Below are 13008 nucleotides of genomic sequence, written 5' to 3'. Positions count from 1 at the left end.
CGAATGACATGCCGATTCCAACCGAACCGGTCGGCTCGCTGCCGCGGCCGATCGCATTGCAACATGCGCTGGCTGATTATGACGCCGGCAAGATCACCCACCCGGAACTGGAACGCGAACAGGATGCGGCCTGCCTGGATTCGATCAGGCGGGGCGAAGCGACGGGCGCACCAATCATATCCGACGGCGAACAGCGTGTATCGAGTTTTGCGACCTATCCGCTTGCCGATACGCTTGCCGGAACCGGTTTGGCTGCCAATCTAGCAGGTGACGGGCAGTATTTCGCGATCTTTTCCGATGGACATCATCGGCAACTGCCGCGTTTGACCGGCGGCCCATTCAACTACAGAACGTTTTCGTCCTACTACGTCGAAAAAGCCATGAAAATGGCGACCAAGCCGCTGAAGCAGGCGGTCATCGCGCCTTCGATGCTGGCATTGCTATATCCGCTCGATGGCGAGGTCCCGGGTTATACGCGGGATGCCTTTCTGTCCGACCTGGTCGAACAATGCGAGCAGGACATCCGCGGCGCGTTCGCCGCCGGGGCCAAGCGGGTGTCGATCGACTTCACCGAGGGTCGCCTTGCCTGCCGCAACGATCCCGCGAACCCCTGGACCGGCCGCGGGATGCTGTCGCAATTCATCGCCTTGAACAATCGCGTGCTCGATCGCTTTTCGCCCGAGGAGCGGAAGAATATCGGGATTCACACTTGCCCGGGTGGCGACTGCGATGCAACGCACAGTGCCGACGTCGACTACGCCGAACTGCTGCCCAGCATGTTCAAGATGAATGCTGGATATTTCCTGATGCAACTGTCCAGCGAGAAGGACAAGGAACGGGTCTATAAACTGTGCGGACAGCACAGCCGGGAGGATGCCAACGGTGTCGGCCAGGTTTGTTTCATAGGTGTGATAAATCCACAGAATCCACGCGTCGAAACACCGGAGGAGGTGTGCGAGGATCTGATCACGGCGTCGAAATACATCGCCAAGGAGCGTCTCGGTTCGACCGACGATTGCGGCTTCTCGCCGTTCAGCATCGACGTGAAGCCGAAGCACGGATCACCCGACGTCGCTCGAGACATCGCCTTCCAGAAGATCGCGTCGCGAGTGCAGGGTACCGAGATGGCATCGGAGAAACTTGGTTTGTGACGATTGCGCTGCGGGCAGGCCAATGACGGCTTCTTGTCCGTCAGCGCCTGCCACCCTTCACGGCGGCGCGATCTTCAGCCCTTTCACGCCGGTCAAGGTGGCCGACTCGAAATCGGCACCGTCGGTTTTTGCTCCGGTGAAATCAGCATTGTCGAGATAGGCGCCGATAAACTCCGCCTTGGTGAGGTCAGCGCCGCGGAAATTCGCGCCGTGCAGCCGAGCGAAGTGGAACGCCACGTGACCCAAGCCGGCAGCGGCGAAATTGGCGCCATCCAGATCGCAGCCGTTGAACTCGGTGCGCAACAGGCCCATCGACTGGTTTGCCATCACCACGGTCATGTCGGCGTGGGAAAAATTGGCGCCGCGCATGTCATACAAGCTGAAGTGAACCGTCGTATGCGTATCGGAAAGGTCGGCCCCGACGAACTTGGCTGCCTGGTCCTTGGTGTTTTCCATCCCGCGGGAGGTGACCACGGTCTGCAGCGTTGCACCGTGCAGATCGGCGTGGGTGAAATTGGCCCGGATGAACCAGGCGAAAGTCAGGTCGGCGTTGACCAGACGGGCGCCCGTGAGGTCGCTGTCCACCAGTTTCACGCCATGCAGGTTGGCGCGCGACAGGTCGGCTCCGGTAAGGTTTGCGCCGCTCAGGTCAAGTTCGCTCAGGTCATCGCCTGACATGTCCTTGCCGGACAGATCGACCCTCCCCCCGTGTGCCGCAGCTACGGCGGCACGCACCTGATCGGCCCCAAGATGCTTATCCGCGAGCGCGGGTCCCATGCCTAGCAACATGGCCAGCGGCAGCGCGATCGTGCGGCGACTGATGGGCATGGACAATCCCCCCTTTATTGCCCGGGTCAGGTGCATCGACGGCATTACGTCGTCAACCGTACGCTGCGGTCCGCGACGCGGAATCGCTGTGCACGGCCGTTCGCTCCCTGGACGCAGCATGCAAATCGGTCCTCAATATCGCCGAGCAAAACAAAGAAGGCTAACCATGGCGGGGAAAAACCAGACAACCACCACCTCCAGACGCGGCGTTCTCCTCAGCGCTTCACTCTCAGCGGCCGCGGTCGCGGTGCCCGCCGTTGCCGGCGAGTTATTCTGGACCGCGCGCTACCAGGCCAGGAAGGGCGACGTCACGTTGGCGATGTATCGCAAGCGACTACATGCCCCAGGGCCGAACGAGGCGAAACTGCCGGTGCTGTTTCTGGTGCACGGATCTTCGATCTCGGCGTTGCCCAGTTTCGACCTGACGGTCCCTGGGGCTGGCGAATACTCGTTGATGAATGTCTTCGCGCGTTATGGTTTCGACGTCTGGACGATGGATTTCGAGGGTTACGGCAAATCGAGCGTGACCTCCGGCAACTCCGACATCGCATCGGGCGTCGCTGATTTGCGGGCCGCGACCCCCGTTGTCGAACACGAGACCGGACAGTCTAAATTCCATTTCATGGGCGAAAGCAGTGGCGCAATCCGAGCCGCGGCGTTCGCGGTGGCGGAACCTGGCAGGGTGGATCGCCTGGTGCTGGAGGCGTTCACCTATACCGGCAAAGGGTCGCCGACGCTGTCCAAGCGGGGCGAGCAGACCGAATTCTACCGCACCCACAACCGCCGCCCGCGCGGCGAGAATATGATCAAGAGCATCTTCACCCGCGACAAGCCCGGCACTTCTGACCCACGTGTGCCGCTGGCCATCGCCAAGGCCGAGATGCCGAACGGCGATAGCGTCCCTACCGGCACATATCTGGACATGACCGCCAACTTACCGCTGGTCGATCCCACCAAGGTGCAGTCCCCGGTGCTGATGGTTCGAGGCCAGTATGACGGTATTTCCACCGAGGAAGACCTGCTCGACTTTTTCACCAAGCTGCCGACACCGGACAAGCAATACGCGGTCATTCCGGGCGCGGCACACGCCGTCGGCATGAGCCTGACACGGGCCGATCTCTGGCATGTGATGCATGAGTTCCTCACCATGCCGAAGACCGCCCCGGCGTAGATCTCGATCAAAAGCGGAGAAGAACAATGCGCATCCACAACATATACGTCGACGGGACCGGTGAAACTCACTGGCGCGACATTGAGGTTCAATGGGTCGAGGATCGCAACAGCAGCAGGCTATCGGCCCGCCTGCCGGCCAATGGCATCATCTTCCGTGAAACCGCCGGCGATTACGATCTTAGCTGGCACCCGGCGCCGCGCCGTCAGTACATCATCAACCTGGACGGCGGCGTGAAGATCACCGCCAGCGACGGCGAGGCCCGCGAGATCGGTGCCGGCGAGGTCATTCTGGTCGAGGACATAAGCGGCAAGGGTCACCTGTCAAAGTCGATCGGGGGGACGATGCGGCATTCAATATTTGTCCCGATCGAATAACAAATAAACTCACGCCAGCCAGGTGGCGTCGTTGTCCCCCCACTCCCGCCGGTCGCGCATCCGGGAGTCCAGTTCCCGGAACTCCTCGATCAGGAAATCAATTACCAGCCGCGTGCGCTGCGCAAGGTGCCGGCGGGACGGATAGACCACGAACGATGGCCGGCGCCGCGCCACGTAGTTTGGTAACAGACGATACAATCGTCCGGCACGGACTTCGCTGAAGGTCAGCGGATCACTCAGCAGCGCGATGCCGTGGCCGGCCAGTGCCGCCTGGCGCACGACCAGGCTGTTGTTTGATCTGAATGAACCCGTGACCTCGACCTCGACCGCGCCGTCGGGGCCGGAAAACGCCCAGTGCGTGCTGTCCGGCCCGGTATCCTGGATGATGCAGGCATGATCCAGGAGGTCCGAAGGATGCTCCGGCGCGCCGTGGCGTTCCAGATAGGCCGGCGCCGCCACCGCCGTGGACCCGACCGTCGCCAACGCCCGCGACACCAGCGAGGTATCCGCCGACTGACCGAACCGCAGCGCCACATCCAGCCGCTCCGCCACCAGGTCATCGGAGACTTCGCTGACCACGAGTTCGACCGCCAGGCCGGGGTGCTTGTCCAGCAGCGCGGCAAAGTCCGGAACCAGCAACAGCGCAGCGCCCACCGGGACGCCGACCCGGACTAGGCCGGTGGGAGCACCGCCATCCTTGCCGAACGTGTCTTCGAGATCCTCGGCTTCCTCCAGCAGGTGCCGCGCCCTTACGACCAGGTCCTGACCCTCGTCGGTGAGGCTAAGCTTGCGGGTCGTGCGATGCAGCAGCCGAACCCCGAAATGCTCCTCGAGTTGGGCTACCTGACGGGTGACCGCTGACTGGCTGGCATTGGTCTCGCGCGCTACGGCGGAGAACGACCCGGTTTCAACCACACGAAGGAACGTGTGCAGACCGTTGATCAGGTCCATCGGGCGCCTAGCATCGGTCGCTTTCGCTTTTTCACGGTGATTACAAGGGCCCATCGGGCCGGTTCTTCAACGGGTGCATGGCAAGCGTCCAACACATGTCACTTAGGCACGCAGTTCATAATGAAGAGAGTTGCAATTTCCGGTACAGGCACCCGCTAGGGTGGGTCTCGCCATCGGCAGCCCTTGCGTTCGGTTGTTCGTACACAGGCCGCCGCCTACCCGCCTCAGCGCCGGGCATTGCACCGGCCTCCGGTTGCTCAACCCGACAGCCGCGCGGCCAGCGCCTGGAATACCGGCACCGCCGCTGCCAGTTGAGCAATGCGAACCGCCTCGCCGGGCTTGTGGGCGACAGCGATATCGCCGGGTCCCATCACCACGCAGGGGGCAATCGCCTGCAGGATCGAGGCATCGGTGCCGAACGGAGCGGTGGTGGCAGACTGACCGCTGACCTCGATGCATTGCGCCACGAAGGGATGGTCCGCCGCCAGCTCGGGCGGACACCCCTCCTCCGCCTCGGTCACCGTCACGCCATGGCGAGCAGCCGCGTCGTGCACCGCCGCCCGGACCGACGTCGGGTCGATCCTCGCCGAGTAGCGAAACTTGATCCGCGCCGTCGCCACCGGCACCGTGACATTGACCGCCGTGCCGTGATTGTCGATCACCAGATTGAAGTCACTGAACGGCGGGTCATAGGCGTCGTCCTGCAGGGACCGGTCGGTCAACAGCTTCTCGTGGACTGATTTCATCTCGGCCAGGAATGGTATAAGCGCCCAGTTCGCATTGCGTCCCTTGCCCATCGAACTGTGGGCCTGCACCCCTAATGACACGCAGCTGAACGCAATGTGGCTGCGATGACCGCGCACCGGGCGCATTGTGGTCGGTTCCACCACCAGTATGCCTCTCGGCCGAACCGAGCGCGCCAGTTCCGACCGCTCGACGATCGCCCTCGCGCCCTGTTTGGTGGTTTCCTCATCGGTGGTCAGCAACAGGGTCACCGGCAGCGTTGCCACCAGTCCGCGCGCCGCGATCAGCGCGGCCGCCACCGGCCCCTTCATGTCGGTGCTGCCCAGTCCGTACAGCATGCCATCGCCGTTGACCCGCGCCGACCACGGATCGTCCTGCCACCCGGTGTCCGGCACCGTGTCCATGTGGCCGGAGAACGCGATCCCTCCGCCACCGCCGCGATGCGCAACGATCACCCGCTTGGTGACACCCGCGCGATCCGTATAGTCGATGCGTTCGACCTCGAACCCACGCAGTTCCGACTCCAGCCGCTCGGCGACGGCAAGGTTGGAGACCGAGCTGCGGCTGTCCAGCGCCACCAGGTCGCGGGTCAACTCGGTGATCAGAATCGTCGGATCGATCATGGCCCTGGATAATGCCGCATCCGGCCAGACCACAACACCCTGGCCGTCTCGCTGGCTTGAGAGTCGGCGCGGTTCCGACCAAACTCCGGCTATGATCCCCGATTACATCGATCCGCGCTCCGGCGCGACCTTCCCGCTCGACCAGCCGCGCTGGTGCGGCGAGGAGCGCGCGCCCCTGCTGCTCACACCGCTGCCCGGCCTGACGCGTGAACAGATCGACCCGGCCACGCGCAGCCTGTGGCGCTATCGAGCGGCTTTCCCGCTGCAGTCGGACAACCCGATCACTCTGGGCGAGGGCGCGACCCCGCTGATCCCCGGCAGCGTCGCCGGTGTTCAGGTGCACCTGAAATGCGAGTGGTTCAATCCGACCTGTAGCTTCAAGGATCGCGGCGCCAGCGTCATGCTGTCGCTGCTGCGGACGCAAGGCGTCGATCACGTCCTGGAGGACAGCTCCGGCAACGGCGGCGCCGCGATCGCGGCCTATGCGGCGGCCGGCGGGATGGCGGCAACGATCCTTACTCCGGAATCGACGAGCGCGGCCAAGACGCTGCAGATGCGGGCTCACGGCGCAACTGTGGAACTGGTTCCCGGCAGCCGCCAGGACACCGCCGACGCCGCCCTCGCCCGTTCGGCGGAGATCTTCTATGCCAGCCACAACTGGCACCCGTTCTTCCTGCAGGGCACCAAGACCCTGGCGTACGAACTGTGGGAGGATCTTGGTTTCCGCGCCCCCGACAACGTCATCGTGCCATGCGGCGCCGGTTCCAACGTCCTGGGTTGCGAAATCGGCTTCTCCGAGCTGCTGCGGGCCGGCCAGATTGAGTTCCTGCCGCGCATCTTCGCGGCACAGCCGGCGAACTGTGCCCCGATCGCTGCCGCCTTCCTGGCCGGTTCGGATGAGCCGGTGGCGACCGAGATCACCCCCACCATGGCGGAAGGCACCGCAATCGCCAGACCAATTCGCCTGCGCGAGGTGCTCGGCGCGCTGCGCGAAACTCGCGGCGGTGCCGTGGCGCTCACCGAGGCGGACATCGCCCAGGCCACGCTCGATCTGGCGCGCACCGGGATCTATGTCGAACCCACATGCGCCCAGGTTGCAGTGGCGTTCGCCAAATTACTGAGTACCGGCACCATCACGGCGGAGCAAACCACCGTGCTGGTGCTGACCGGCACCGGGCTGAAGGCGACGCCTCGGATCGCTGAATTGATGGGGATCGCCCTGTGATCGCGGCCGGCCTGTCGGACTGGTGGAAAACCGGCGCCATCACCTGGGCGTATACAGCGTGAGAGAGCCGCCCCGCATCGCCCTGCTCGGCTTCTCCATTGAGTGCAACCGCTTCGCCCCTGTCGCGACCGAAGCCGATTTTCGCACCCGCACGCTGATCGGCGGCGCGGAACTGATCGCCGAAGCTCGCTCCCCTGCCCCGCGGATGCTGGGCGAACTGCCCGGCTTCCTTGCCGCCATGGACCAGTCGGGCGGGTGGCAGCCGCTGCCCAGCCTGCTGGCGATGGCCGAACCGAACGGCCCGGTCGACCAGACATTTTTTGATGGACTGATGCGGCGCTGGGAAGCCGATCTGACCGAGGCAGGCGGTCTCGACGGCGTCTACATCGTGCTGCACGGCGCCGGTCTCACCACCGAAGACCACGACCCGGAAGGAAGTCTGCTGGATTTGGTCCGCCGCATCGTCGGCCCAGACACTCCCGTGGTTGCCACCTTCGATCTGCATGCCAACGTCTCCGATGCCGATGTCGGGCTGCTGAACGGTTTCGTCGGTTATCGCACCAACCCGCATCTCGATATGCGCGAGCGCGGCGCCGAGGCGGCGGTGCTGCTGCGTCGCCTGATGTCCGGGACAAGAAGCTTTCTGGCCCATATCCGCCTGCCGATCGTGCCGCCGACGGTGACCCAGCTCACCGGCAAGGACGCAGCTCAACGGCCATACGGCGAACTGATCGACATCGGCCAACGGCGCATGGCGGAGCCGCCTTACGCCGGACGAGTGTTGAATGTTTCGGTGATGGGCGGGTTTGCCTATGCCGACACTCCGTTCAACGGCCTGACTGTGGTGGTGACTGCCACTGATCAGGCCGCGGCTGACGCCCTCGCCGGCGAAATCGCCCAGGCCGGCTGGGATCGTCGCGACCGGTTCCGCCCTGCCCTGACCAGCCTCGACGACGCCGTTCGGCTGGCCAAGACCACCGAGACGCCGCTGATTTTCGCCGATGTCGCCGACAACCCAGGCGGTGGCGGCCGCGGCAATACCATGGCGATCCTGCGGTCGTTCCATGCAGCTGGCGTGGAAGACGCCTTGATCGGCGTCATCCACGACCCCGCGCTGGCTGCCGAAGCGCACGAGCAGGGCATTGGCGCCGCGTTCCAGGCGCGCTTCAACCGCGACGGCGGGGATATGTTTTCGCAGCCCTTCGCTGCGCCGGCCATAGTCACCGCGCTGCGCGACCAATCAATCCGCGGCCGGCGCGGGATCTACGCCAACAACACACTCGACATCGGCCAGGCAGCCGCGCTGACGCTCGCCGGGATCACCGTCATAGTGCTGACCCACCGCTACCAATGCGCCGACCCGATCTTTTTCGAATGCTTCGGCCTCGACATCGCCGCGGCCCGTGTCGTGGTGGTCAAATCGCGCGGCCATTTTCGCGGCGGCTTCGACGAGTTCTTCCGCCACGACCAGGTTATCGAGGTCGATGCACCGGGCCTTACCAGCCCGATCCTGTCGCGTTTTGCCTGGCGGCATATGCCGCGCCCGGTTCTGCCGATCGACGACACCGCCGATTGGGCGCTGCCCGCCGGGAGGCGCCATATTCCAGCGCACAAATAATTGTGATAGAAACTGTCGCGGTCGCGGCAAGAGGGCAGCTGATGTCGCCGCAACTGTCGTGAGTAGGCGCGGTCCGCGACCCGCAGCCCACTTCCTCGCTGATCAGGCGTTGCGATGCTGGCGGGCAGCAGCGATCGGGCGACGCCGCGATCTTGCCGTGGCGATAACATCGGCCCCGAACAACCCGGATCAGCCCAGTTGAAACTTGCGGATTTCCGTGAAGCTACCCAATGTGATCACATAACTTAAAGCTCTATCGGATCACGAAAGGAAACGTGTCTTCCAGCAATCTGGTCCAAACGACTGGGGTTCGTATCCGGGCTCATCCATGCCGGTCTCGCCGACGCTTGCGTTAGTGGGCTTTGTTGGGTTGTGCCTGCTGGTTGGGCTGGTCGGCGGATCGATGACCGCGCGGGCGGTCCAGCACTGGTACCTGACGCTGCACGCGCCCGCGGGGACGCCGCCGAATTGGTTGTTCGCGCCGGTCTGGGGGGCGCTCTATGTGATGATTGGCGTTGCCGGCTGGCTGGTATGGAGGCGAATCGGCGCCGCACCGCCGCTGCGACTTTGGGGCTGGCAGCTTGCGGCCAACGCGATCTGGGCACCGACGTTTTTTGGCCTCCACAGCCCCGCCATGGCGATGGGCGTGATGATCCTTCTGCTGCTTCTAATTGCACTGACGATCCGGTCATTCCGGCGGATTCACCGACCCGCCACGATCCTGATGATCCCCTATGGTGCATGGTGCCTCTACGCTGCCTATCTCAACGCGGGTTTCCTGGTGCTGAACCGCGGCTGATGTAGAGGGGCGGTCTCACCAACTGTCGACGCAATCGACCGATCGCTGCTATGGAAGCCACCGACTCGCGCTGAGAACACGGCTGATGCCAGGAAGGTCTGGGCCATGAACCGATTTGCCAGGACTGCTTGCCGGTGCCCACGGATTTCCATGCTGGCTCTGGGACTCACCCTGGGCGTGATAAGGCCTTCCGCGGCATGGGCACAGCTCGGTTCCGGACCGGTCGGCACCACCGGTCACGCCGGACAACTTCCCAATCGTCCACAGAAGCCGCCCGAGCCGGCGCCGGAGGCAATGCCGGGGTCCAGGGCGAAAGAGCCCGCCGCGCCGGCCACCAGGCCCGCCGGCGACATGCAGCCGACCGACGCGCTGTTCGACGCGATCAATCGCGGCGATATCGCTTCAGCACGAGACGCATTGAATCGCGGCGCCGACCTGAATGGCGTCAATGTTTTGGGCATGACGCCGATGGAGCTATCGGTCGATCTCGGCCGCAACGATATCTCATTCCTTTTGTTGTCGATGCGCGGCGAGGACTCCAGCCGCGGTTCACGGGCGGTCGGGCTCGGCGCCCAGCCGGCAAATTTGTCGGACAACACCGCCAAGGCCAGCCCGGGCAAGAAGGTGCCGGTTAAGCTGGTTCAGACGGGGGGAATTATCCCGGCCAAACCGGTGGCGACACCAAAGCTGTTCGCCAATGACGGCGGCACGCCAGTCCCAAGCGCCGGTTTCCTTGGCTTCGGCTCGCGCTCCGCATCGAATTAGCGGGTGATCGCGACGGACGGAACGCCCCGTTGCACAATGGGCGGTCCGCTCAGCGCGGCCTATCGCAGCGACAGCAAACCGCGGGCCTGTTCGATCGTAGCCTGTGCCATCGCAGCAAGGGCCTGGTCGCTGGCGCTGCTGACCGGATGGTCGATCACCGCGAACGCGAAGCCCGGCATACCCAGCACCCGGCTCATCAATTCGGCGGCGCTGACGAACCTCGTGGTCATCACCGCCACCGCGGGAACGCCCATACGCTCAGCAACTATGGAGTCATGCAGACTGCACGACGAGCAACTGCCTCAGTCGCCGATGCCGGTGACGATGGCATCCCAGTTGGCGATCTCTCCGACGATATAGCCATCCGCCGGCGCGCTGTAGTTCGACTTGACGCAGCTGACCACGTCGTCCACGCCTAACTCTTGCCGCAACATCCGATCCAGGTGGGCGAAGAAGCCCTTCGTCCCCTCCTTGCCGTTGGAGATGAAGCCAACGGTCTTGCCGCGCAGCGAAGTCGGCCGTGCCGCCAACTGCCCAAGCGGTGGCGCCGCTTCATTGGTCGGATCAAGAACCTTGAAAACCATGCAAGCGTTCTCCTCGGCGTTGCAGATCCACTCAGGCGGATTTACTCGGGGTCGGCTCGGCCGTTCGGGGGCTCGCAGTCAACACACACCCCGACCGGCATCGTCACCGCGCGGCTTTTATGTCCAAGCCAGGGCGGGATCACCGCGCCGAACCCCCCGGCCGGGCCGCCGGCGGCGACGACCAGCAGATGGTCGGATGAGGGCAAAGCCGGATAGATCGTGTCGCCGCGGTCGCGCACAACCGCCGCCTTGCCGACGTCGGCCCATTCGCGCCGGGGGATTCGCGCGCGCTGGTGGATGAACGCGGCGACATCGGTCTTGCTCCAGCCTGCGGTCTGCAGATGGTCGCGCAACTGCGTTGGGATGACCAGCGCGTAGTTGCCGGGATGCAGCGAGTAGTGTCGTAGATTGGCGCGCATCTCGGCGGCGAAGGTTTCGAGGATCTCCTTGGGCTGAGTGGTCCATTCGTTCATGATCTGACGCGGTGCGCCGGCGGCCATCACCGTTACGGCAGAGGCGCCGGGCGGCATTCCGCGCTGGCTGGCGACCGACTGCCACGGGCTATCGTCCTCATCCTCGGCGACGCAATAGCTGAACTTGCCCGGATGGCCCAGGGTGGACCGATCGATGCCGCCGGGCCTGACATCGAGGATATTGATCAAGGCCAGCCTCAGCGCGCGGCCGATCACCGCGGTTGCGCGATCGGAGTTGCCCAGCGCGTTGAAGCCGCCCGATGCACCGATCTCGTGGCGGATCGGGCCATTGAGGACGACAAAAACCGCGCAGCCGCCGGTGCTGGCGGTGGCGCCGTGCAGCAGGAACTTCGCATCCAGCATGGCGGTGACGGCGGTCACCACGATGGGAAAATGCATCGGCAGGCAGCCGGCCATCACCGCGTTGATCGCCAGTTTCTCGGCGGTCACCGGCTGCGCCCGCACCGGTTCGATGCCGAGAAGCTGGTCGGGCGGAATCATGGCCCATTCCAGACAGGCTTCGACCGACGCCTGGGTCGGTGGCACGATCGGCAGTCCGTCTGTCCAGCCGTTGGCGTGATACAGCTCCTGAACCGCCGCGATGTCGTCGGCTCGATGGAGTCTGGATGCCAGTTGCACGTGGATGATCCGTTCGCTTCTCAGGCGCCCGGCAGCCGGCGTGTGGCCGAAACAGCGACGCAACGGGCCGGGGCTGAGCGACTAACCAAGCATGATCCGCCGCCGTTGTCACCGGTGGCGGCGGACCGGCCGGCGCAAACCGAGACCGCGTCAGGATCCTTGCATCGCTCGGAGCGTTACGCTCGCGCATATCAGTGGGAAGCAGGCATGGCCGAGGCCGGAGAAGAATCACCACATCTAGATCGAAAGGAGCAGCGCCAGGCCGCCGCCGGAGCACCGATCGGCGCGCTGGTCATCCACGAAATCGTCCGCGACCAGGGCGAGGAGGAACTCGAGCGTTCGTTCAGCGGCCTGGCCTGGTCAGGTATCGCCGCCGGCCTGTCGATCGGGTTTTCGTTCCTGGCTCAGGCGACGCTGCAGGCGCGCCTGCCCGACACATCATGGCGGCCGCTGGTTTCCGGCTTCGGCTACTCGATCGGGTTCCTGATCGTCATCCTGGGTCGCCAGCAACTTTTCACCGAGACCACGCTAACCGCGGTGATCCCGACGCTGACACGACGCAACCTCGGCACCGTCCTGCTGACCCTGCGGGTCTGGGTCATCGTGCTGATCGCCAACATCGCGGCCACCTGGATCTTTGCCGCGATCGCTGCCCAACGGAGCATTTTTCCCGCCCCGACAATGCAGGCGATGGAGCAGTTGTCGGCCATCACGATGAAGGGGCCGTTCTGGCATACGATGATAACCGGTGGGTTGGCCGGCTGGCTGATCGGCTTGATGGTTTGGCTGCTGCCGGCCGCCAACGCCAGCCGGGCACCGATCATCATTCTGCTGACCTACGTCATCGCGATCTGCCAGTTTCCGCACATCATCGCCGGATCGGTCGAAGCGGCGTTCGGTGTATTGGCGGGACACGCCAGCGTCGATGATTACTTGTTCGGCTTCCTGGTGCCGACCTTCCTTGGCAATGTCGCGGGCGGCACGATCCTCGCGGCGCTACTGAACCACGCGCCGCTGGCCGGCGAATTGAGGGATCGGAACGGGGGTGCATGATGCGCCG

The 13008-nt window shown here is 64.3% G+C and carries 13 protein-coding genes; 8 read left to right on the top strand and 5 right to left on the bottom strand.

Translation table 11 applies throughout. The features are described from left to right. The first annotated feature begins 8 nt into the window (after window positions 1-8). Window positions 9-1151 (top strand): hypothetical protein, encoded by a 1143-nt coding sequence (locus ACQY4Y_RS15950; RefSeq protein ID WP_428491586.1) that lies wholly within the window; start codon window positions 9-11, stop codon window positions 1149-1151. 57 nt (window positions 1152-1208) lie between these two features. Here the strand turns inward: ACQY4Y_RS15950 and ACQY4Y_RS15945 are convergent, their stop codons facing one another. Further along, complete coding sequence (locus ACQY4Y_RS15945; protein WP_428491585.1) at window positions 1209-1979, bottom strand: pentapeptide repeat-containing protein; 771 nt, start codon at window positions 1977-1979, stop codon at window positions 1209-1211. A 166-nt stretch (window positions 1980-2145) separates the two neighbouring features. Between ACQY4Y_RS15945 and ACQY4Y_RS15940 the strand changes: the two genes are divergently transcribed. Together ACQY4Y_RS15940 and ACQY4Y_RS15935 are read left to right on the top strand one after the other, a co-directional pair. Then, on the top strand, window positions 2146-3150 hold the full coding sequence (locus ACQY4Y_RS15940; RefSeq protein ID WP_428491584.1) for an alpha/beta hydrolase: 1005 nt from the start codon (window positions 2146-2148) through the stop codon (window positions 3148-3150). Between the two features lie 26 nt (window positions 3151-3176). After that, window positions 3177-3527, top strand: coding sequence for a hypothetical protein (locus ACQY4Y_RS15935; protein WP_428491583.1), 351 nt, complete (start codon window positions 3177-3179; stop codon window positions 3525-3527). A gap of 9 nt (window positions 3528-3536) precedes the next feature. Here the strand turns inward: ACQY4Y_RS15935 and ACQY4Y_RS15930 are convergent, their stop codons facing one another. Both ACQY4Y_RS15930 and ACQY4Y_RS15925 read right to left on the bottom strand, forming a co-directional pair. Then, the gene (locus tag ACQY4Y_RS15930) at window positions 3537-4478 is read right to left on the bottom strand and encodes a LysR family transcriptional regulator (protein WP_428491582.1); all 942 of its coding nucleotides are present in this window, start codon (window positions 4476-4478) and stop codon (window positions 3537-3539) included. A 257-nt stretch (window positions 4479-4735) separates the two neighbouring features. Continuing rightward, window positions 4736-5845 (bottom strand): M20/M25/M40 family metallo-hydrolase, encoded by a 1110-nt coding sequence (locus ACQY4Y_RS15925; protein ID WP_428491581.1) that lies wholly within the window; start codon window positions 5843-5845, stop codon window positions 4736-4738. A 91-nt stretch (window positions 5846-5936) separates the two neighbouring features. Between ACQY4Y_RS15925 and ACQY4Y_RS15920 the strand changes: the two genes are divergently transcribed. The 4 genes from ACQY4Y_RS15920 to ACQY4Y_RS15905 all read left to right on the top strand — a co-directional run bounded on the left by ACQY4Y_RS15920 (window position 5937) and on the right by ACQY4Y_RS15905 (window position 10252). Continuing rightward, a complete protein-coding gene (locus tag ACQY4Y_RS15920) occupies window positions 5937-7070 on the top strand; it encodes a threonine synthase (protein ID WP_428491580.1) in 1134 nt (377 codons plus the stop codon). Window positions 7071-7128: 58 nt separating this feature from the next. Next, on the top strand, window positions 7129-8688 hold the full coding sequence (locus ACQY4Y_RS15915) for a M81 family metallopeptidase (protein ID WP_428491579.1): 1560 nt from the start codon (window positions 7129-7131) through the stop codon (window positions 8686-8688). Window positions 8689-9016: 328 nt separating this feature from the next. Beyond that, window positions 9017-9487, top strand: coding sequence for a TspO/MBR family protein (locus tag ACQY4Y_RS15910; protein ID WP_428491578.1), 471 nt, complete (start codon window positions 9017-9019; stop codon window positions 9485-9487). 150 nt (window positions 9488-9637) lie between these two features. Then, window positions 9638-10252 carry an ankyrin repeat domain-containing protein gene (locus ACQY4Y_RS15905; protein ID WP_428491577.1) on the top strand — a complete coding sequence of 205 codons (615 nt, stop codon included), beginning with the start codon at window positions 9638-9640 and terminating at the stop codon, window positions 10250-10252. 59 nt (window positions 10253-10311) lie between these two features. Here the strand turns inward: ACQY4Y_RS15905 and ACQY4Y_RS15900 are convergent, their stop codons facing one another. Both ACQY4Y_RS15900 and ACQY4Y_RS15895 read right to left on the bottom strand, forming a co-directional pair. After that, window positions 10312-10836, bottom strand: coding sequence for a UGSC family (seleno)protein (locus ACQY4Y_RS15900; RefSeq protein WP_428491576.1), 525 nt, complete (start codon window positions 10834-10836; stop codon window positions 10312-10314). A gap of 41 nt (window positions 10837-10877) precedes the next feature. Further along, window positions 10878-11948, bottom strand: a complete 1071-nt coding sequence (locus ACQY4Y_RS15895; protein WP_428491575.1) for a hypothetical protein — start codon at window positions 11946-11948, stop codon at window positions 10878-10880. Window positions 11949-12155: 207 nt separating this feature from the next. On the opposite strand from ACQY4Y_RS15895, the gene ACQY4Y_RS15890 reads away from it, so the two are divergent. Then, a complete protein-coding gene (locus ACQY4Y_RS15890) occupies window positions 12156-13001 on the top strand; it encodes a formate/nitrite transporter family protein (protein ID WP_428491574.1) in 846 nt (281 codons plus the stop codon). Window positions 13002-13008 lie beyond the last annotated feature (7 nt).

Origin of the sequence: Rhodopila sp., from assembly GCF_965277165.1 — a bacterium.
In the GTDB taxonomy this organism is placed as follows: domain Bacteria; phylum Pseudomonadota; class Alphaproteobacteria; order Acetobacterales; family Acetobacteraceae; genus Rhodopila.
Note: the sequence above shows the minus strand (reverse complement) of the source record. Positions and strands in the feature narration are given on the sequence as shown.

Excerpts from the sequence above, each read along its gene's own strand:
- ACQY4Y_RS15950 (WP_428491586.1), top strand. The coding sequence starts at position 9 with ATGCCGATTCCAACCGAACCGGTCGGCTCGCTGCCGCGGCCGATCGCA.
- ACQY4Y_RS15945 (WP_428491585.1), bottom strand. The coding sequence starts at position 1,979 with ATGCCCATCAGTCGCCGCACGATCGCGCTGCCGCTGGCCATGTTGCTA.
- ACQY4Y_RS15940 (WP_428491584.1), top strand. The coding sequence starts at position 2,146 with ATGGCGGGGAAAAACCAGACAACCACCACCTCCAGACGCGGCGTTCTC.
- ACQY4Y_RS15935 (WP_428491583.1), top strand. The coding sequence starts at position 3,177 with ATGCGCATCCACAACATATACGTCGACGGGACCGGTGAAACTCACTGG.
- ACQY4Y_RS15930 (WP_428491582.1), bottom strand. The coding sequence starts at position 4,478 with ATGGACCTGATCAACGGTCTGCACACGTTCCTTCGTGTGGTTGAAACC.
- ACQY4Y_RS15925 (WP_428491581.1), bottom strand. The coding sequence starts at position 5,845 with ATGATCGATCCGACGATTCTGATCACCGAGTTGACCCGCGACCTGGTG.
- ACQY4Y_RS15920 (WP_428491580.1), top strand. The coding sequence starts at position 5,937 with ATGATCCCCGATTACATCGATCCGCGCTCCGGCGCGACCTTCCCGCTC.
- ACQY4Y_RS15910 (WP_428491578.1), top strand. The coding sequence starts at position 9,017 with ATGCCGGTCTCGCCGACGCTTGCGTTAGTGGGCTTTGTTGGGTTGTGC.
- ACQY4Y_RS15905 (WP_428491577.1), top strand. The coding sequence starts at position 9,638 with ATGCTGGCTCTGGGACTCACCCTGGGCGTGATAAGGCCTTCCGCGGCA.
- ACQY4Y_RS15890 (WP_428491574.1), top strand. The coding sequence starts at position 12,156 with ATGGCCGAGGCCGGAGAAGAATCACCACATCTAGATCGAAAGGAGCAG.